Origin of the sequence: Vibrio sp. 10N.222.55.B11 (assembly GCF_041473705.1) — a bacterium.
GTDB classification, from domain to species: Bacteria; Pseudomonadota; Gammaproteobacteria; order Enterobacterales; family Vibrionaceae; genus Vibrio; species Vibrio crassostreae_C.
In genome coordinates, this window is the sequence record NZ_JBFRST010000003.1 from 101,994 (window position 1) to 122,026 (window position 20,033).

Annotated in this window: 17 protein-coding genes; 9 read left to right on the forward strand and 8 right to left on the reverse strand. The window is 44.7% G+C overall.

Translation table 11 applies throughout. The features are described from left to right. Nucleotide 1: 1 nt before the first annotated feature. From sfsA to panC, 7 genes are all read left to right on the forward strand, one after another. Nucleotides 2–727 (forward strand): DNA/RNA nuclease SfsA, encoded by a 726-nt coding sequence (sfsA, locus tag AB4503_RS00810; protein WP_372106468.1) that lies wholly within the window; start codon nt 2–4, stop codon nt 725–727. A 135-nt stretch (nt 728–862) separates the two neighbouring features. Continuing rightward, nucleotides 863–1,309, forward strand: coding sequence for an RNA polymerase-binding protein DksA (dksA, locus tag AB4503_RS00815; protein ID WP_372103175.1), 447 nt, complete (start codon nt 863–865; stop codon nt 1,307–1,309). Between the two features lie 218 nt (nt 1,310–1,527). Then, nucleotides 1,528–2,403, forward strand: a complete 876-nt coding sequence (gene gluQRS / locus AB4503_RS00820; protein ID WP_017059431.1) for a tRNA glutamyl-Q(34) synthetase GluQRS — start codon at nt 1,528–1,530, stop codon at nt 2,401–2,403. Between the two features lie 183 nt (nt 2,404–2,586). Next, nucleotides 2,587–3,942: a polynucleotide adenylyltransferase PcnB gene (pcnB, locus tag AB4503_RS00825; protein WP_017059432.1), complete on the forward strand. Its 1,356-nt coding sequence runs from the start codon at nt 2,587–2,589 to the stop codon at nt 3,940–3,942. After that, on the forward strand, nt 3,939–4,424 hold the full coding sequence (gene folK / locus AB4503_RS00830; protein ID WP_017088704.1) for a 2-amino-4-hydroxy-6-hydroxymethyldihydropteridine diphosphokinase: 486 nt from the start codon (nt 3,939–3,941) through the stop codon (nt 4,422–4,424). The genes pcnB and folK overlap by 4 nt, the downstream gene beginning before the upstream one ends. Nucleotides 4,425–4,446: 22 nt before the next feature. Next, nucleotides 4,447–5,241 (forward strand): 3-methyl-2-oxobutanoate hydroxymethyltransferase, encoded by a 795-nt coding sequence (panB, locus tag AB4503_RS00835; protein ID WP_017059433.1) that lies wholly within the window; start codon nt 4,447–4,449, stop codon nt 5,239–5,241. Nucleotides 5,242–5,249: 8 nt separating this feature from the next. Then, entirely contained in the window at nt 5,250–6,140 is an 891-nt protein-coding gene (gene panC, locus AB4503_RS00840; protein ID WP_017059434.1) for a pantoate--beta-alanine ligase, read from the forward strand. Nucleotides 6,141–6,226: 86 nt separating this feature from the next. Here the strand turns inward: panC and AB4503_RS00845 are convergent, their stop codons facing one another. The 3 genes from AB4503_RS00845 to AB4503_RS00855 all read right to left on the reverse strand — a co-directional run bounded on the left by AB4503_RS00845 (nt 6,227) and on the right by AB4503_RS00855 (nt 9,884). After that, complete coding sequence (locus AB4503_RS00845; RefSeq protein ID WP_010435987.1) at nt 6,227–6,997, reverse strand: ABC transporter permease; 771 nt, start codon at nt 6,995–6,997, stop codon at nt 6,227–6,229. A gap of 1 nt (nt 6,998) precedes the next feature. Then, entirely contained in the window at nt 6,999–7,916 is a 918-nt protein-coding gene (locus AB4503_RS00850) for an ABC transporter ATP-binding protein (protein ID WP_017059435.1), read from the reverse strand. Nucleotides 7,917–8,252: 336 nt separating this feature from the next. Beyond that, nucleotides 8,253–9,884, reverse strand: coding sequence for a SulP family inorganic anion transporter (locus tag AB4503_RS00855; protein ID WP_017063247.1), 1,632 nt, complete (start codon nt 9,882–9,884; stop codon nt 8,253–8,255). A gap of 286 nt (nt 9,885–10,170) precedes the next feature. Between AB4503_RS00855 and can the strand changes: the two genes are divergently transcribed. Next, nucleotides 10,171–10,839, forward strand: coding sequence for a carbonate dehydratase (can, locus tag AB4503_RS00860; protein WP_017063246.1), 669 nt, complete (start codon nt 10,171–10,173; stop codon nt 10,837–10,839). A 74-nt stretch (nt 10,840–10,913) separates the two neighbouring features. Here can and hpt read toward each other — a convergent pair whose 3' ends face one another. Next, complete coding sequence (gene hpt, locus AB4503_RS00865) at nt 10,914–11,444, reverse strand: hypoxanthine phosphoribosyltransferase (protein ID WP_017059438.1); 531 nt, start codon at nt 11,442–11,444, stop codon at nt 10,914–10,916. 337 nt (nt 11,445–11,781) lie between these two features. Between hpt and AB4503_RS00870 the strand changes: the two genes are divergently transcribed. Continuing rightward, nucleotides 11,782–12,387 carry a LuxR/HapR/OpaR family quorum-sensing transcriptional regulator gene (locus AB4503_RS00870; RefSeq protein WP_019824386.1) on the forward strand — a complete coding sequence of 202 codons (606 nt, stop codon included), beginning with the start codon at nt 11,782–11,784 and terminating at the stop codon, nt 12,385–12,387. A 203-nt stretch (nt 12,388–12,590) separates the two neighbouring features. Here the strand turns inward: AB4503_RS00870 and lpdA are convergent, their stop codons facing one another. The 4 genes from lpdA to pdhR form a co-directional block, all read right to left on the reverse strand. Then, nucleotides 12,591–14,021 (reverse strand): dihydrolipoyl dehydrogenase, encoded by a 1,431-nt coding sequence (gene lpdA, locus AB4503_RS00875; protein WP_010435969.1) that lies wholly within the window; start codon nt 14,019–14,021, stop codon nt 12,591–12,593. Nucleotides 14,022–14,263: 242 nt separating this feature from the next. Then, on the reverse strand, nt 14,264–16,171 hold the full coding sequence (gene aceF / locus AB4503_RS00880) for a pyruvate dehydrogenase complex dihydrolipoyllysine-residue acetyltransferase (protein ID WP_372113375.1): 1,908 nt from the start codon (nt 16,169–16,171) through the stop codon (nt 14,264–14,266). Nucleotides 16,172–16,201: 30 nt separating this feature from the next. After that, complete coding sequence (aceE, locus tag AB4503_RS00885; RefSeq protein ID WP_017065637.1) at nt 16,202–18,865, reverse strand: pyruvate dehydrogenase (acetyl-transferring), homodimeric type; 2,664 nt, start codon at nt 18,863–18,865, stop codon at nt 16,202–16,204. 62 nt (nt 18,866–18,927) lie between these two features. After that, on the reverse strand, nt 18,928–19,689 hold the full coding sequence (gene pdhR, locus AB4503_RS00890) for a pyruvate dehydrogenase complex transcriptional repressor PdhR (protein WP_009847596.1): 762 nt from the start codon (nt 19,687–19,689) through the stop codon (nt 18,928–18,930). Nucleotides 19,690–20,033 lie beyond the last annotated feature (344 nt).

Genomic DNA, 20,033 nt, shown 5'->3' on the forward strand with positions numbered 1-20,033 from the left:
TATGCACTTCAATCCTCCATTAGAGCCAGCGACTCTTATTAAACGCTATAAACGCTTTCTCACTGACATCCAACTTCCAGACGGTAGCGAGCGCACTATCCACTGCGCTAACACTGGAGCGATGACAGGATGTGCGACTCCTGGCAATACGGTGTGGTACTCAACCTCCGATAATGCAAAGAGAAAGTACCCAAACAGCTGGGAGATCTCAGAAACAGACAAAGGTCATCGTATTTGTGTAAATACTGCGCGGGCAAACCAGCTAGCAGTGGAAGCAATTGAAAATGAGACTATAGTTGAACTCTTAGGTTATAACGCGTTACGAACCGAAGTGAAATATGGCAGTGAGAATAGTCGCATTGATATTCTGCTTGAAGATAACGAAAAGCCGCCTTGCTATATCGAAGTGAAAAGCGTCACTTTGCTCGACGAGCTAGAAACGTCAACTAAAGGGCAAGGTTTTTTCCCTGATGCGGTCACAACCAGAGGCCAAAAACATCTGCGTGAACTCACAGAAATGGTCGAATCTGGAAATAGAGCCGTACTTTTATTCACTGTTTTACATTCAGGTATTGAAAAAGTGTCTGCGGCACACCATATAGACGCCAAATATTCGTTATTACTAAAACAAGCACAAGACGCTGGAGTTCAAGTGCTTTGCTATAAAGCAGAGCTCAGCAGTACTCAAATACAACTAAAACAAGCTGTTGAATTTATCAATAGCTAGGCAAAGATGCTGAACTAATCACATTGATTGCAAGTTTGAATAAGAGTATTTGCCACCATTCGTTCTTTCTGCTATAGATACCCGCCTTAAAATTAGCTGCTTTGCAGTTGACTAGGTGTAAATAGGAGATGCTGTATGCCAGAATCTAAGAAAAAAGCGCTAGGCATCCTAGCCATCGCAGGTGTTGAACCGTACCAAGAGAAGCCAGGTGAAGAGTACATGTCACCTGAGCAAACGGAACATTTTACAAAAATTTTATCAGCTTGGCGCAACCAGCTCAGGGAAGAAGTTGATCGTACTGTGCACCACATGCAGGACGAAGCAGCGAATTTCCCAGACCCAGTTGACCGTGCTTCTCAAGAAGAAGAATTCAGCCTAGAGTTACGTAACCGTGACCGTGAGCGTCGTCTTATCAAAAAAATTGAGAAGACATTAGACAAGATCGAAGAAGACGATTTCGGCTTCTGTGATTCTTGCGGTATCGAGATTGGCATTCGTCGCCTTGAAGCTCGTCCAACTGCTGATCTTTGTATTGACTGTAAAACACTTGCAGAGATCAAAGAAAAACAGATGCAAGGTTAATTCTTGCAGATGTAAAGAAAGGGAGCCTTGGCTCCCTTTTTTGTTTGTTATCCAAGCGAAGTATTTCACACGCTTGATAGTAAATAGCAGCTTTAAGCCTTAGTTCTATACATCAAACCTTGTTCTATAGATTGAAGCTTAGTTCTAGGCATTAAAGCTCTTGTCAAACGTCTTAAGAATCGGCTACTGCGGTACCATTTAGATTAGGTTGTTCACTCATGAATTATATCGGGCGCTTTGCACCATCACCGTCAGGTCCTCTTCATTTTGGCTCACTTGTTGCTGCTCTTGGTAGCTACTTTCAAGCGAAATCTAACCAAGGAAAATGGTTAGTTCGTATGGAAGACCTCGACCCGCCAAGAGAAATGGCCGGCGCTGCAGACCTCATTCTTAAGACGCTTGAGGCTTACCATCTATTTTGGGATGGTGAAGTCGTCTATCAAAGCCAACGTCATGACTTGTATCAAGCTCAAATCGATCAATGGGTTGCTGACAATCAAGCCTACTACTGCCAATGCACCCGCAAGCAGATAAAGGCTTTGGGCGGCTTTTACAATGGTCACTGTCGAGATGTAGGCCTAATCGATTCAGGTGAACAGGCGGTGCGCTTGTGCATGGACTTTCCAGTGGAGTCCTTTGATGATGTTCGCCACGGCACCATTCAAATCCCTAAAGCACTAGCTGAAGAAGATTTTATTATTAAACGCAGAGATGGATTGTTTGCCTATAACTTGGCCGTTGTTCTTGATGACATCGACCAAGGAGTAACAGAAGTCGTAAGAGGCGCAGACCTGATAGAACCAACAGGTCGACAAATCAGTTTGTATAAGACGCTCAAGCAAAAAACAGTGAGCTACTTGCACTTACCATTGGCAACCGATGGCTTGGGGAATAAACTGTCAAAACAGAACCATGCCACCGCGATAGATCTAGACAACCCAAAACCAACGTTACTCAACGCGATGCGATTCTTAGGTTTTGATATCCCGACGGCCCTTTATGAGGCTTCAATGGATGAGATTTTATTGTGGGGCTGCCAACAATGGAACGTCAGTCAGTTACCTGATAGTTTACAAAAAGAGCACTGTAATTAGCTCGAAACTCACGGCAAATAGCAAAAACGACACATAAAAATGCCATAACCAACCACTGTGGTTAAGCAGACGATGTTCTCAAATGGCTCGCGCTAAGCTATTATTAGCCGCAATTAAACTCTGCACTACCACTTTGGACTAAGAGAAAAACAAAGTTGGCGATACCTACTTTGTTCTAAACTAATGAATACAAACGACAATACCCCAAGCGAACAACGCGGATTCCACGAATTAGCTCTGAATATTTATACTCGTCAAGAGCACAATATTTCACGCAAGCAGATCAGCGACAACGCACTAAAAGTGCTATATCGCCTGAATGGTGCGGGTTTTGACGCATTTCTAGTCGGTGGTGGTGTGCGCGATATCTTATTAGGCTCTCAGCCAAAAGATTTTGATATTGCGACCAACGCAACGCCAGAGCAAATCAAACACCTCTTCAGAAACTGTCGTCTTATCGGTCGCCGTTTCCGCTTGGCACATATCATGTTTGGTCGCGACATCATTGAAGTGGCAACTTTCCGTGGTCACCACCAAGAACCATCGAAGAACGTTTCTGCACAATCGAAAGAAGGCATGCTACTGCGCGATAACGTGTACGGCAGTGTTGATGAAGATGCAGAGCGTCGTGATTTCACAATCAACGCGATGTACTACAACATTGCAGACTACAGCATCCACGATTACGCGGGTGGTGTAGAAGATTTAGAAGATAAGCTGATCCGCCTGATTGGCGATCCAGAAACGCGTTACCGCGAAGACCCTGTACGTATGCTACGTGCAATGCGCTTCGCCGCTAAACTGGATTTCGACATCGAAGAAGACACGGCTGACCCGATTGAAGAGTTAGCTCACCTTCTAAGAGACATCCCAGCAGCGCGCCTTTACGAAGAGTCTCTAAAATTACTGCAATCAGGTCACGGTTTAGAAACCTACCACCTGATGCGCGAGTACAACCTGTTCCAACAGATGTTCCCAGCAGTAGCTGAGCACTTCACAGAAGATTACGACTCACACACAGAGCAGATGCTTGATTTGGTTCTCGATTCAACCGACCTTCGCATCGAAGATGGTAAGCGAGTAAACCCAGCATTCATGTTCGCAGCGATGCTTTGGTACCCAATGAACAAGCTGGCAGACAAACTTGTCGCTGAACAGGGTATGGCACACTACGATGCGATCATGGAAGCGAGTAACATCATTCTAGATCAGCAAGTAAAGTCTATTGCGATTCCTCGTCGTCACACAGCAACCATTCGCGAAGTTTGGCAACTGCAACTTCGACTGCCTCGTCGCAACGGTAAACGCGCTGTTCGTCTAATGGAATTAAACAAATTCCGTGCAGGCTACGATTTCCTAGAAATGCGTGGTGAGATTGAAGGTGGCGAAACCAAAGAGTTAGCAAAATGGTGGGAGCGTTATCAGACTGCAGGTCGTAACATGCGTCAAGCAATGGCTAACGACGTTGCAGCACCATCAAAGTCAGGCCATCGTCGCCGTAAGACTTACCGAAACAAAAAGAGTAAGCAATCAGAATGATAACTGCTTACATTGCGGTCGGCAGCAACCTTGCCGACCCAGTTAGCCAAGCAAATTTGGCTATCGAAACGCTAAAAAACCTACCGCGATCAACGTTTATTGCGACCTCTCAGCTATATAGTAGCACTCCAATGGGACCGCAAAATCAACCAGACTACATCAACGCGGTAGTCGCTATCCAAACCGAATTAACGCCAATTGAACTGCTTGATTGCACTCAAAAGATCGAACTAGAGCAAGGGCGCGTCCGTAAAGACGAACGTTGGGGACCAAGAACCTTGGATCTCGACATTGTGCTATACGGCAATGAGGTGATCGATTCAGAGCGCTTAATCGTTCCTCATTATGGAATGAAAGAACGAGAGTTTGTACTCTACCCGCTTGCTGAAATCGCACCAAGTTTACAACTCCCTGATGGGACTGAGCTGACAGAACTACTGAAAATAGTAGATAAGAACGGGCTCAATGTTTGGCAACAATAGCCAAGCGCATTAAGGAAAACCAATGAAAAAAGTAACCATTAACGACCTGATCAAATGCAAACGTGAAGGCCGTAAATTTGCGACTTCGACAGCTTATGATGCGAGCTTTGCTCAATTATTCGAAAGCCAAGAAATGCCAGTTCTGCTTGTCGGTGATTCACTGGGTATGGTTTTACAAGGCCATAACGATACATTACCAGTAACCGTTGAAGACATTGCTTACCATACTCGCTCAGTGCGTGCTGGTAGCCCAAATTGTCTTCTTATGGCTGACATGCCTTTCATGAGCTACGCGACGCCAGAACAAGCTTGTGAGAGCGCAGCGACTTTGATGCGTGCTGGTGCGAACATGGTAAAAATCGAAGGCGGAAGCTGGTTGGTTGATACTGTGAAGATGCTAACAGAACGTGCAGTACCAGTATGTGCACACTTAGGCTTGACGCCCCAGTCTGTGAACATTTTTGGTGGTTACAAGATTCAAGGTCGTGACGACGAGCAAGCCGACAAAATGGTTGCTGACGCGTTAGCACTGCAAAACGCAGGCGCTCAAATCGTTCTACTTGAATGTGTGCCAGCTTCATTGGCAAAACGAATTACAGAAGCTTGTGACGTACCGGTTATCGGTATCGGCGCAGGTAATGTTACCGATGGTCAGATCTTGGTTATGCATGACATGTTCGGTATTTCTGCGAACTACATGCCGAAGTTCTCTAAGAACTTCCTAGCAGAAACAGGTGATATGCGTAAGGCAGTAGCTCTATACAAAGAAGAAGTAGAGAGCGCGCGCTTCCCTGATGAAGCTCATACAATCGCTTAGGAGTAAGTATGCAAACTTTTGCTGAAATAGCGGCTCTTCGTGAGCAGATTAAACAGTTTAAGCGTGATGGACGTACGGTTGCTTTTGTACCGACAATGGGAAACCTGCATGAAGGCCACCTGACTCTGGTAAAGAAAGCTCGTGAACTGGCCGACATCGTTGTGGTAAGCATCTTTGTAAACCCAATGCAGTTTGACCGTGCAGACGACCTAAACAACTACCCTCGAACGTTAGAAGCAGATTTAAGCAAACTAACAGGTGAAGGGGTTGAGCTAGTATTTACACCAACGCCAGAGGTGATGTACCCAGATGGATTAGACAAGCAGACGTTTGTTGAGGTCCCTGGCATATCTCACATGCTTGAAGGTGCCTCTCGTCCAGGTCACTTCCGTGGTGTATCAACCATTGTCACTAAACTGTTTAATATCGTTCAGCCAGACTTTGCATGCTTCGGCGAGAAAGACTTTCAGCAACTTGCTGTTATTCGCCAGATGACCACTGATTTAGCATTAGACATTGAAGTTGTCGGCGTTGCGACCGTTCGTGAAATGGATGGTTTGGCAATGAGCTCTCGCAATAGCAACCTAACGATTGACGAGCGCCAACGAGCGCCCGTTTTAGCGCGTACTATGCGCTGGATCAGCAGCGCTATTCGTGGTGGTCGCGATGATTACGCATCAGTGATTGAAGATGCTACTGACCAGCTACGCGCTGCAGATCTTCAACCTGACGAAATCTTCATTTGTGATGCTAAAACTCTGCAAGCGATCACTTCAGAATCAACTCAAGCAGTGATTCTAATGTCGGCTTTCCTAGGTAAGACGCGTCTTATCGATAACCAAGTTCTCGATTTGGTAACGGAAACCAAAGAAGAAGTGAAAGAAGAAACGACTGAATAGTCGGCTTCTGCTCTTAACGCAAAACAAAAAAAAGGTCGATGTTATATCGACCTTTTTCTTTACCTGTTACTTAGATGAACCAAAGGTTAGCTACGTAAGCCAATACCCTTTGTCACTAGGTAGTGTGCAATGCCATACAACAGCACGATAAACACACCTAGTACGCCAAACGACGTCACGATCCCCACATCAGACACACCCAAGAAGCCATATCTGAACGCGTTAACCATGTACACGATAGGGTTCAACTTCGATACACCTTGCCAGAATTCAGGCAATAGACTGATCGAGTAGAACACACCACCAAGGTACGTCAACGGCGTTAAGATAAAGGTTGGGATAATAGAGATATCATCAAACGTGCGTGCGAATACCGCGTTAATCAAGCCACCCAAAGCGAATACTACCGACGTTAAAAATACCGTCGCAATGATCACGCCCCAATGGTCAACTTGTAAGTCGACAAAGAACAACGACACGAAGGTTACTATGGTACCCACTAACAATCCACGAACCACACCACCCATTACGAAGCCGGCGATAATCACGTAGTTAGGAACAGGCGCTACAAGCAGCTCTTCAATGTTCTTCTGGAACTTGGCACTAAAGAACGATGAAGCAACGTTGGAATATGAGTTGGTGATCACCGACATCATGATCAGACCGGGAACAATGTATTCCATGTAGCTAAAGCCGTTCATTTCACCAATACGCGCACCAATCAGGTTACCGAAGATGATGAAGTAAAGCGTCATGGTAATCGCTGGCGGCACCAGAGTCTGCACCCAGATACGAGTAAAGCGATTGATCTCTTTGGTCAACAAACTGCAGAAAGCGGTCCAATATAGGCTGTACATATTATTTACTCCCCTCACGGACGATACTCACAAATAGCTCTTCTAGACGGTTTGCTTTGTTACGCATAGAGAGGACTTTAACCTGTTGCTCGCTCAATTGAGCAAAGATGGTATTCAAACCTAGGTTCTTGTCGATTTCGATTTCTAGCGAGCCATTGACCATCACTTGGCTATTCACGCCTTCAAGCTTAGGTTCAGTCGTGCCCTCTTCCAGATCCAGAATAAAGGTCTCAGCACTCAATTTGCCCAACAGCGCTTTCATTGTTGTGTTCTCAATCAGCTCACCGCGATTGATGATACCAATGTTGCGACACAGCATTTCTGCTTCTTCTAGGTAGTGCGTGGTCAAGATAATGGTAATGCCCTGCTTCTCATTGATCTCTTTTAGGAATTCCCACATTGAACGACGTAGTTCAATATCAACGCCTGCTGTCGGTTCATCAAGGATCAACAAATGAGGTTCATGCATCAATGCACGCGCGATCATCAAACGACGCTTCATACCACCAGACAAGTTACGCGCGCGTTCGCCACGCTTTTCCCACAGATCGAGTTGAGATAGGTACTTTTTCGCTCGCTCTTTCGCTAATGCTTTTGGCACGCCGTAATAACCCGCTTGTTGCAGCACGATCTGTTCAACGGTTTCAAACGGGTTAAAGTTAAACTCTTGAGGCACAAGGCCTAAGTTCTGCTTCGCCAATTCCAGATCGGTATCAATGTCGTAGCCGAACACTTTAACCTTGCCTGACGTTTTATTTACCAGTGAAGAGATAACACCAATGGTGGTTGATTTACCCGCACCATTGGGACCAAGTAGTGCGTAAAAGTCGCCTTTTTCTACTTGTAAACTAACGCCCTTAAGAGCCTCGAAGCCCCCAGCATAAGTTTTTCTTAATTGCTCAATTTCTAATGCATACATAGAGATAGACTGCCATTTGCTATAGATAAGATGTAGACGACCGAGCTTGAGGAAGAGAGTAATGCTTAAAACGAGCTAGCAGAAAACTAACCCAAACTTGTTAACTCGGCCATTTTGCAAACAAGTTTATCGTTGATTGACGATTAATACAAATATCGTGTGAGAGTTTCTTTCGAAAACAAATAAGCGTCTTGGCTCCCTGAAGACTAAATCAATGTTCAATAAATATAAAAATGCCGCTAAGTGATTCACTTAACGGCATTAATGATCAGTCTTGAAGTGAGCGTCTATAGCTTATTTATATCAGGTCATTCATGTCCGCTTATTACTGAAAAATTAAACTGACTCAAATTGATGCTCATCTCTGTCGACATAGCTTGTTGCTGCCGTCAGGGCTTCATATCTAAATCGATAAGTGTTGGATTCCGGCACTAGGTCAATCACGTGAAACTTCTCTAGTTGCTGACGAGTATTCTCATTAGGACACAGCAGATACACCTCACACTGCGCATCCAATGCATCTTTAATCGCATTCTCTAGCGCTAGGCCAACAGTGACATCAATCATAGGCACATCTGTCAGGTCTAGAATCATCGCTTCATAGTCAGAGATACTTGAGTGCTGACGTGAAATCGCCTTTGAAACGCTGAATATCATCGGCCCTGATAGGTAGAAGAATAGCACCTTACCATTGGCACTATCGAGTAACTGACGTTCGCTATCAGTCAATGGGATATCGTCTTCATCATCACCATCACTGATCGCCTTAACTTGTCTGGCTTGCTCTCGGCTTAATCTTTCAATAATCAGAATATTCGAGATAAACACACCCAGTCCAACGGCAATAATCAAGTCAACAAACACAGTCAATAGCATCACGCCGTACATCACGCCCATGCCGGCATAGCTAACCTTGTGCGCGCGCTGGATAAAGCTCCAATCTAGGATATTGAAACCAACATACATCGCGATACCAGCCAGCACTGCCATAGGAATCGGTTCTGTTAAACCACCTGCAACCAATACCACGAGCGCAAGTACTAAAGCTCGAATAACACCTGAAAGCGGAGAACGCGCTCCCACCTGAATATTGGTTACAGTCCCCATAGTGGCACCCGCGCCAGGTAGTGCACCAAACAGGCCAGAGATCATATTGGCAATGCCTTGGCCACGAAGCTCTTTGTCTGAGTCATGCTCTTTACGAGTCAATGAATCTCCGATAACCGCGGTCAAAAGCGTATCAATACAACCTAATGTACCAAGCACCAAGGCATCGATAACCATAGTAGTAAACTGTTCAGCGCTGATCGTAGGGATAACGAGGGAAGGTAAACCAGCTGGGATTTCACCAATACGGCGAATAGAGTCGGTATCAAAAATAATGACGGACAAGAGCGTTACAGCCACTAACGCGACCAGTTGAGCAGGTACATACTTACGATACTTAGCGGGGAAGCCAAAAAGAATACCGAGTGTCAGAGCACCTAGAAATAGCTCACTCACTTTTAAGTTTGCTAGCGTATCAGGTAAAGCAGAGAGCGTGCCCATTACACCACCGGATGGAGCGGCATGCCCTAACAATGGAGACAGCTGCAAGATAATCAGAATAACGCCAATGCCCGACATGAATCCGGAGATCACGCTATATGGCATCAAAGTGACGTATTTTCCTAGCTTTAACGTACCAAGTAATATCTGGAATGCACCGGCCATCATCACGACAGTAAAGGTCATTGCCATACCCGTTTCAGGATATTTAGCAACCATACTCGTCATTACGGCAGTCATGATCACCGTCATAGGGCCGGTAGGTTCAGAAATCAAACTACTCGAACCGCCAAACAATGCTGCAAATAGGCCAACCATAATGGCGCCCCACAAGCCAGCTTCAGCTCCCGCGCCAGAAGCAACACCAAATGCCAATGCTAAAGGTAACGAGATGATGGCTGTAGTTACACCGCCAAACATATCCCCTTTGAGATTGATATCCGTAAAACGACTTCCAAACAAAACACACCTTCCTGATGATGAAATGACAAACCTTATCACTTTAGCAAATGTATCAAGTGTTCAGAAAGTGTTAATTCAATCACATTATTCATGTCTTATAACTGGATTATTGATAGTGGGCTAAGTTTATGATTTTCCGTACTAGAACACGTCAGATGAGTACATTTTGACGCAGTTTTTACGAGATTGAATTTGTAACATTGTGTATAGTTAAGCATCTTAATTGAGGGATGTAAGAAGCAAGATGCCAGAAATAAAACAGCTTTTTGAGAACAATTCCAAATGGTCTGAAGAAATTCGCTCTGAAAGACCTGAGTATTTTACAACGCTTGAAGAGGGTCAAAGCCCTGGTTTTCTATGGATAGGTTGTTCAGATAGCCGAGTTCCAGCCGAGCGCCTGACTGGCTTATATTCTGGAGAACTGTTTGTTCACCGAAACGTGGCCAACCAAGTGGTTCATACAGACCTAAACTGTCTATCTGTTGTTCAGTACGCAGTAGATGTTCTTAAAGTGAAACACATTATTGTCTGTGGTCACTACGGTTGTGGCGGTGTTAACGCGGCGATTGATAACCCGAAACTTGGTCTTATCAACAACTGGTTACTGCACATCCGTGACAATTACCTAAAATACCGCAAGCAAATCGAGGGGCTTCCTCGTGAACAATGGGGTGACAAGTTATGCGAAATTAACGTCGCAGAACAGGTTTATAACCTAGGTAACTCAACCATTATGCAAAATGCGTGGGAGCGTGGCCAAGACGTTGAAATCCATGGTGTGGTTTATGGTATTGGCGATGGCAAGCTACAGGACCTTGGCGTACGTTGCTCAAGTAACGATACTTTAGAGAACAGTCACTTAGATGCATTAAACAAGATCTTAACGACGCCTCTTCTTAGTCAACAAAGCTAACCCATTCCGTCATATATACAAAAAGCCCGCATCAAGCGGGCTTTTTAATGACTTCTAAACCACAAGCGTAATGATTACTCTTGAGGTACTACCTTACCGATGTACGGTAGGTGACGATATTTTTGTGCGTAGTCGATACCAACACCAACAACAAACTCGTCTGGGATCTCGAAACCAATCCATTTTGTATCGACAGTCACTTCACGGCGAGAAGGCTTGTCTAATAGCGTACAAATTTCGATAGACTTAGGACCACGTAGGCTCAGAATCTCTTTTACTTTAGTCAGCGTGTTACCTGTATCGATAATATCCTCTACAAGTAGAACGTCTTTACCTTGGATATCATCATCAAGATCTTTCAAAATACGAACATCACGTGAGCTTTCCATGCCGTTGCCGTAGCTAGACGCGGTCATGAAATCAACTTGGTGAGTTAAATCGATAGCACGAGCAAGATCTGCCATAAAGACAAAAGATCCACGCAATAAGCCAACTAAAACTAGATCTTCACTACCGTTGTAGTGTTCCGTGATCTGTTTGCCTAGTTCGTTCACTCGATCCTGAACTTCTTGCTCAGAGATCATGACTTCAACTGTATGCTTCATACTGCTCTCATTCTATTTGGTGATTGCGACGAATGTTGACAGTTTCGTCAGTTGTGTCGCTCAATTTTGTGCGTAAGTCTAGCACTGCTCAAATACCCACACCACCTTATGGTTCGAATTTACTGTCAGATTCTCCACGAAATGTGCGCTGGTGCCTTATCCAATACTCGTCTCCTTTCACATCAATGCTGATCACGCTTTATGTATCAAGTTTGATGTAACTGTCTATAAAACAAGCTGAAAGGATTGACCATTCGCATATGCACCATTACACTCATCTTGGCTTAAATAATAATAAAATCATTAATATAAAAATTTCGTTGGCAAGGAAAATAAAATGGACTCAATATCTAAGAGACCTAGAACTAGGCTTTCACCTTTAAAAAGAAAACTTCAATTGATGGAAATCGCTCTTGAGGTATTCTCTCGCCGCGGCATCGGTCGTGGTGGACACGCTGATATTGCAGACATCGCTCAGGTGTCTGTCGCAACGGTATTTAACTACTTCCCAACCCGTGAAGATCTGGTTGATGAAGTACTAAATCACGTTGTACGCCAATTCTCTAACTTCCTTTCAGACAATATCGATCTGGATATTCACGCAAAACAAAACCTACATAATATTGCGACTGAAATGGTGACGTTAGTGGCTCAAGATAGCCATTGGTTAAACGTGTGGTTCGAATGGAGCGCTTCGACTCGTGATGAAGTATGGCCGCTATTCGTAACAACTAACCGCACTAACCAAATGTTAGTACAAAACATGTTTAGCAAAGCGATTGAACGCGGCGAAGTCTGTGACGATCACGACCCTAAACATCTAGCGAATCTATTCCACGGCATTTGCTACTCGCTATTCATCCAAGCGAAACGTGTAGAAACGCCAGAAGAGCTTTCAAGCTTAACGGATAGCTACTTGAACATGCTGTGCATTTATAAGTAGATTTGAAATTCGGTCTTCGAAAAAAACTTAGGGATTGGCGTATTGCGTCAATCCTTTTTTGTTTTTAGCACTCGCTCTTCGTATCCCGGAGCGCAGCGTACTCGCATCTCGGAGTGAAACGTTCCTGCTCTTTTCTTCAGACATAAAAAAACCGCTGACGAATCAGCGGCTTTTAAAAACATTAGCGAGTGGCTAAAGAAGGATTACTTCTTCTTTTTCACTGCTTTCTTGTTTGGAAGGTCAGTGATTGAACCTTCGAATACTTCCGCAGCTAGACCAACAGACTCGTGTAGAGTTGGGTGAGCGTGGATAGTAAGTGCGATATCTTCTGCATCACAACCCATTTCGATTGCTAGGCCGATTTCGCCAAGAAGTTCACCACCGTTAGTACCAACAACAGCACCACCGATTACGCGATGAGTATCTTTATCGAAGATCATCTTAGTCACGCCGTCTGCACAGTCAGAAGCGATTGCACGACCAGAAGCAGCCCAAGGGAAAGTAGCAACTTCGTAATTGATGCCTTCAGCTTTCGCTTCTTTCTCAGTCTTACCTACCCAAGCAACTTCTGGCTCAGTGTACGCAATTGATGGGATTACTTTAGGGTCGAAGTAGTGCTTCTTACCAGAGATAACTTCAGCAGCTACGTGACCTTCATGCACACCTTTGTGAGCAAGCATTGGTTGACCAACAACATCACCGATCGCGTGGATGTGAGGAACGTTAGTACGCATTTGCTTATCAACATTGATGAAACCACGCTCATCAACTTCGATACCCGCTTTTTCAGCGTCGATAAGTGCACCATTTGGAACACGACCGATAGCAACAAGAACAGCATCGTAGCGTTCAGCTTCAGCTGGTGCTTTTTTGCCTTCCATTGAAACGTAGATACCGTCTTCTTTTGCTTCAACAGCAGTCACTTTAGTTTCAAGCATTAGCTTGAACTTGTTCTTAATGCGCTTAGTGAAAACTTTAACGATATCTTTATCCGCAGCAGGGATAACTTGATCGAACATCTCTACAACTTCAACTTTAGAACCTAGAGAGTGGTAAACCGTACCCATCTCAAGACCGATGATACCGCCGCCCATGATAAGCAGTTTTTCAGGTACTTCGTTTAGTTCTAGTGCATCCGTAGAATCCCAAATACGTGGGTCTTCATGTGGGATGAAAGGAAGTTTGATTGGGCGAGAACCCGCAGCAATGATTGCGTTGTCGAAGTTAACCGTAGTTGCTTCACCTTCGCCTTCAACAAGAATGCTGTTAGGACCAGTGAACTTACCGAAACCGTTAACAACAGTAACGTTACGCATCTTAGCCATACCGCCAAGACCGCCAGTTAATTGATCAACTACTTTATCTTTCCAGATACGAATCTTGTTGATGTCAGTTTGTGGCTCGCCGAATACAACGCCGTGCTCTGCCATCGCTTTAGCTTCTTCGATTACTTTAGAAACGTGAAGAAGTGCTTTTGATGGAATACAACCAACGTTTAGACATACACCACCAAGAGTGCTGTAACGTTCAACTAGTACTGTTTCTAGACCTAAATCCGCACAACGGAATGCAGCTGAGTAACCAGCAGGACCTGAACCAAGTACAACAACTTGGGCTTTAATTTCTTTGCTCATTGTGACCTCTTGTAGTCATTATCCCTAACAGGCTGAGTAGATGTTCTTAAAATTATTGGGCTTTCAAACAGGAAACATTTTACAGAGATGTTAACAGTGTGAAAGTAGCTTTAAGTTAGCCTGTGAGCTAGACAACAATTCCCTCTCGCTTTCTTAGAAATGCGGGAAACTGTTCTCTAAAAATAGTCTTTATATAAAGAATTAAGGTGACCCGAAAGCCACCTTAATAATTACTTTCTCAATTACAGAACTAGACGACGAATGTCAGATAGTGCGCTGTTTAAGAAAGTAATGAAGCGTGCACCTTCTGCACCATCGATCACGCGGTGATCATATGATAGAGACAGTGGAAGCTGTAGACGTGGTTGGAACTCTTTACCATTCCAAACTGGCTTAATCTCAGACTTAGATACACCTAAGATACCGACTTCTGGAGCATTTACGATTGGTGTAAATGCAGTACCGCCAATACCACCAAGGCTAGAGATTGTGAAACAACCGCCTTGCATGTCTGCCGCAGTTAGCTTGCCAGAGCGTGCTTTCTTAGAAACAACCATTAGTTCTTCAGATAGCTCGTAAATACCTTTCTTGTTCACATCTTTGAAAACAGGAACAACTAGGCCGTTTGGTGTATCAACTGCGATACCCACGTTTACGTACTTCTTAAGAATGATGCTTTCGCCATCGTCAGAAAGAGACGAGTTGAATGCTGGGAATGCTTCTAGCGCTTTAGCAACAGCTTTCATGATGAACACAAGTGGAGTGATCTTCATACCAGTGTCTTTCTTCGCTTCGATTGCGTTCTGTTCTTTACGGAATGCTTCTAGCTCAGTGATGTCTGCGTTGTCCCACTGTGTAACGTGAGGGATCATTACCCAGTTACGGTGCAGGTTAGCGCCAGAGATCTTCTTAATCTTAGAAAGCTTCTGAACTTCAGTTTCGCCGAACTTGCTGAAGTCAACTTTTGGCCATGGTAGTAGACCAAGAGCAGAACCGTCACCGCCTTTGCCAGATGCCGCTGCACCAGACTCAAGACGCTTAAGTGCATCTTTAACGTAAGACTGAACGTCTTCTTTAAGGATACGGCTCTTACGACCAGTACCTTTAACCTTAGAAAGGTTAACGCCAAATTCACGAGCAAGACGACGAACTACAGGAGAAGCGTGCGCGTAGTCACCGTTCTCTTGGAAGTCGCCAGCTGCTGGAGCTACTGTTTCTGCTTTAGGTGCAGGTGCTGCTGCCGGAGCTGCTGCTTGTGCTGGAGCGGAAGCCGCTACTGCTACTGGAGCTGCGCCTTCCACAACGAAAGTCATGATTAGAGAGCCAGTTGACACTGTGTCGCCAGCTGCAATCTTGATTTCTTTTACTGTACCAGCGAATGGTGCAGGAACTTCCATTGAAGCTTTGTCGCCTTCAACAGTAATTAGAGATTGCTCTTCTTCTACTGTATCGCCAACTGCTACCATGATTTCAGTAACTTCTACTTCGTCACCACCGATATCAGGAACGTTTACTTCTTTTTCAGCTGATGCTGCTGGAGCCGCTGCAACTGGTGCCGCCGCTGGAGCAGGAGCTGCTGCAACTGGAGCGCCAGAACCTGCCACTTCAAATACCATCACTAGAGAACCAGTAGATACTGAATCACCAGAAGCGATCTTGATTTCTTTAACGATACCAGCGAATGGTGCAGGTACTTCCATTGAAGCCTTGTCACCCTCAACAGTAAGAAGAGATTGCTCTTCTTCTACTGCGTCACCGATAGCTACCATGATTTCAGTTACTTCAACTTCATCACCGCCGATATCAGGAACGTGAACTTCTTTAAGTTCTGCCGCTGCTGCCGCTGCAGGCGCAGCTACTGGAGCTACTGGAGCTGCCTCTGCCTCTGCTGCTGGAGCAGGTGCAGCTTCAGCTGCACCCTCGGCTTCGAAAATCATGATAAGAGAACCAGTAGAAACTGAATCGCCTTCAGCTACTTTGATTTCTTTAACAATACCTGCTTGAGACGCTGGAACTTCCATAGAAGCTTTGTCGCCTTCAACAGTGATCAGAGACTGCTCTTCTTCAACCTTGTCGCCAACGCTTACAAGAATCTCAGTAACTTCAACCTCATCCGCACCGATGTCAGGTACATTAATTTCGATTGCCATTGCTTATTTACCTTCTAGTTAAGCGCTGTATTAAGCGTATTGTGGGTTTGTTTTTTCAGTGTCGATATTGAATTTAGCAATTGCTTCAACAACTACAGATTTCTCGATATCACCACGTTTAGCCAGTTCAGTTAGCGCTGCAACTACGATGTAGCCAGCGTTAACTTCGAAGTGACGACGTAGGTTTTCACGGCTGTCAGAACGGCCGAAACCATCTGTACCAAGTACTTTATAAGACTCAGTTGGCATGTACGCACGTACTTGCTCAGCGTAGTTCTTCATGTAGTCAGTCACTGCGATTGCAGGTTCTTTACCAAGAACAGTTGTGATGTACGGTACTTTCTCTTCCGCTTCTGGGTGAAGCATGTTGTCACGCTCTACCGCTTGACCATCACGAGTTAGTTCGTTGAACGACGTTACAGAGAATACGTCAGATGCTACGCCGTACTCTTCACTTAGAATTGAAGCCGCTTTACGCGCTTCGTTCATAATAGTACCAGAGCTCATTAGTTGAACTTTGCCCTTAGCACCAGCGTGAGATTCAAGCTTGTAAATACCTTTACGGATGCCTTCTTCAGCGCCTTCTGGCATTGCTGGCATTGCGTAGTTCTCGTTCATTACTGTTAAGTAGTAGTAAACGTTCTCTTGCTCAGGACCGTACATGCGACGGATACCGTCTTGCATGATTACCGCTAACTCGTAAGCAAACGTTGGGTCGTAAGAGATACAGTTAGGTACTGTGTTCGCCATGATGTGCGAGTGACCATCTTCGTGCTGTAGACCTTCGCCGTTTAGCGTTGTACGACCAGCAGTAGCACCCAGTAGGAAGCCACGAGCTTGTTGGTCACCTGCTAACCATGCCATGTCGCCAATACGTTGGAAACCGAACATTGAGTAGTAGATGTAGAACGGGATCATCGGTAGATCGTTTGTGCTGTATGACGTTGCTGCAGCAACCCATGAAGCCATAGAACCTAGTTCGTTGATACCTTCTTGAAGAACTTGACCAGACGTTGCTTCTTTGTAGTAAGAAACGATGCCTTTATCTTCTGGAGTGTAATCTTGACCGTGTGGATTGTAGATACCAACCTGACGGAATAGACCTTCCATACCGAATGTACGTGCTTCATCACAGATGATAGGAACGATGTTCTTACCAATGTTCTTATCTTTAAGAAGGATGTTTAGCGTACGTACATAAGCCATAGTTGTAGAGATATCACGCTTCTGTTCACCTAGTAGAGGTGCGAATGCGTCTAGCTCAGGAACCTTGAACTCTTGTGTAAACTTAGGAAGACGTGCTGGAGTGTAACCGTGTAGAGCGTTACGACGCGCGTGCATGTATTCGTATTCAGCAGAACCTTCTTCCAGTTTTAGATATGGAAGTTCAGCAATTTTCTCATCTGATAGTAGGTCTTCAAGGCCTAGGCGATCACGCAGGTGTTGAACATGAGTCATGTCCATTTTCTTAACACCGTGTGCAATGTTCTTACCTTCAGCTGCATCACCCATGCCGTAACCTTTAACAGTTTTAGCTAGGATTACCGTTGGCTTACCGTTTGTCTCTTTTGCATTGTTGAATGCAGCAAACAGTTTAGAAGAATCGTGACCACCACGCTTAAGAGCGAAGATTTCGTCATCAGTCATGTCTGCAACTAGTGCAGCTGTTTCTGGGTACTTACCAAAGAAGTGCTCACGTACGTATGCGCCATCTTTAGATTTGAATGTTTGGTAGTCACCATCGATAGTTTCGTTCATTAGTTGAAGAAGCTTACCAGTAGTGTCTTTAGCTAGTAGAGAATCCCAGTTGCTACCCCAGATAACTTTAACAACGTTCCAACCTGCGCCTTTGAATAGGCCTTCAAGTTCTTGGATGATGCTACCGTTACCCATTACAGGGCCGTCTAGACGCTGTAGGTTACAGTTGATTAGGAAACATAGGTTGTCTAGTTTCTCACGCGCAGCGAAAGAGATAGCACCACGTGATTCTGGCTCATCCATCTCACCGTCACCTAGGAACGCGTATACGCGTTGCGCTGAAGTTTCTTTCAGGCCTCGGCCGTCAAGGTACTTAAGGAAGCGCGCTTGGTAGATAGCAGAGATAGGACCAAGACCCATAGATACTGTCGGGAACTGCCAGAACTCAGGCATCAGTTTCGGGTGCGGGTAAGAAGGGATACCTTTACCATCAACTTCTTGACGGAAGTTATCTAGCTGTTCTTCAGTTAGACGACCTTCAACGAATGCACGAGAGTAGATACCTGGAGATATGTGACCTTGGTAGTAAACTAGATCGCCACCGTCTGTCTCGTTTGGAGCACGGAAGAAGTGGTTGAAACATACTTCGTAGAACGCTGCTGCTGACTGGTAAGAAGCCATGTGACCACCAAGGTCTAGGTCTTTCTTAGAAGCACGCAATACGATCATGATTGCGTTCCAGCGAATAATCGAACGAATACGACGCTCAAGAGTTACGTCACCAGGGTAAGCTGGCTCTTGTGCTGCTGGAATTGTGTTGATGTAGTTTGTGTTGATGCCTGTAGCCATATCAACACCATCTAAACGCGCTTTATCTAGAACTTGTTCTAGTAAAAACTGTGCACGTTCTACACCTTCTTCACGTACTACTGACTCAAGAGCTTCTAACCAATCTTGAGTTTCCAGAGCATCAACGTCATGCTTCATGTCAGACATGGCGATCTATCCTTTTTGTTAGTTGGATTCTACTAAACACGTAAATAGCCGAAGTATTACGGCTATTTACCCTGTTGAATTCGACGTAAAGAACGTTCGCGGCGCGACTCTTCTTTGGTCAAATCCATCAATGTTTCTTCGATGTAAGCTAAATGAGAGTGTGACATTTCACGTGCCTGTTCTGGCTGTCCTGAAACGATCGCATCCACAATGTTAGCTCGATGTATACTCACTTTCTCCACAACGTCTTTACGACGATGCAACAGCTTTAAATTTTCTAAGACATTTTGTTCGAGTAACGGAGCCAAACTACGAACAATGTGCAATAACACCACATTGTGCGCTGCCTCTGTTAAAGCAATAAGAAAAGCCATCACCGCTGCAGATTCGGCTTCAATATCACCCTTATCTTGCGCACCGCGAATTTTTTCTTGGCATGCTTGAATTCGAGCAAAGTCTTCATCGGTGCCACGCAATGCCGCGAAGTAAGCCGAAATCCCTTCCATCGCATGACGCGATTCCAACAAGTCTAGTTGGGTTTCAGAATGGGACGACAACAAATTAAGCAAAGGATCTGAAAAGCTTTTCCAGATATTTTCGCTAACAAACGTACCTCCACCTTGACGGCGAGTAAGCAAGCGTTTTGCTTCTAAACGTTGTATCGCTTCTCGGATTGAAGGACGAGACACATCGAACTGCTTCGCCAGTTCGCGCTCAGGCGGCAGCTGCTGCCCTGGAGCCAGTGTTCCTTCCACTATCAACCTTTCTAACTCTTGTTCGATAACATCGGAGAGTTTTGGCTGACGAATCCTTTGATAAGCCATAGTTTGTTGTTCTTCTTTTTCTTCGCTGACAATTGGTAATACCAATTTTAAGTTGGGCAGAAATTAACATAATTAAAACGCCACTGTCCAGCCTAAAATTGACCTGCATCATAGAATACAGCGTGAATTAACCATGATTTAACAAATGAAATTTAAAACAGCAACCAAATTGGTCTTACCATTTACAGGGGTAATACTTTTGGGGAGTGTTCGTGCTAGAAAGTTTCAGGATAAAAATGAATTGTTTCAGAAAGATTAGCGTCACTTGTTTAAAAATCGAACCAAGCGCACATTTAGGGTGGAAATTCTGTTCATAAGTTTTAATAAATGAGTGTTTGATAAGT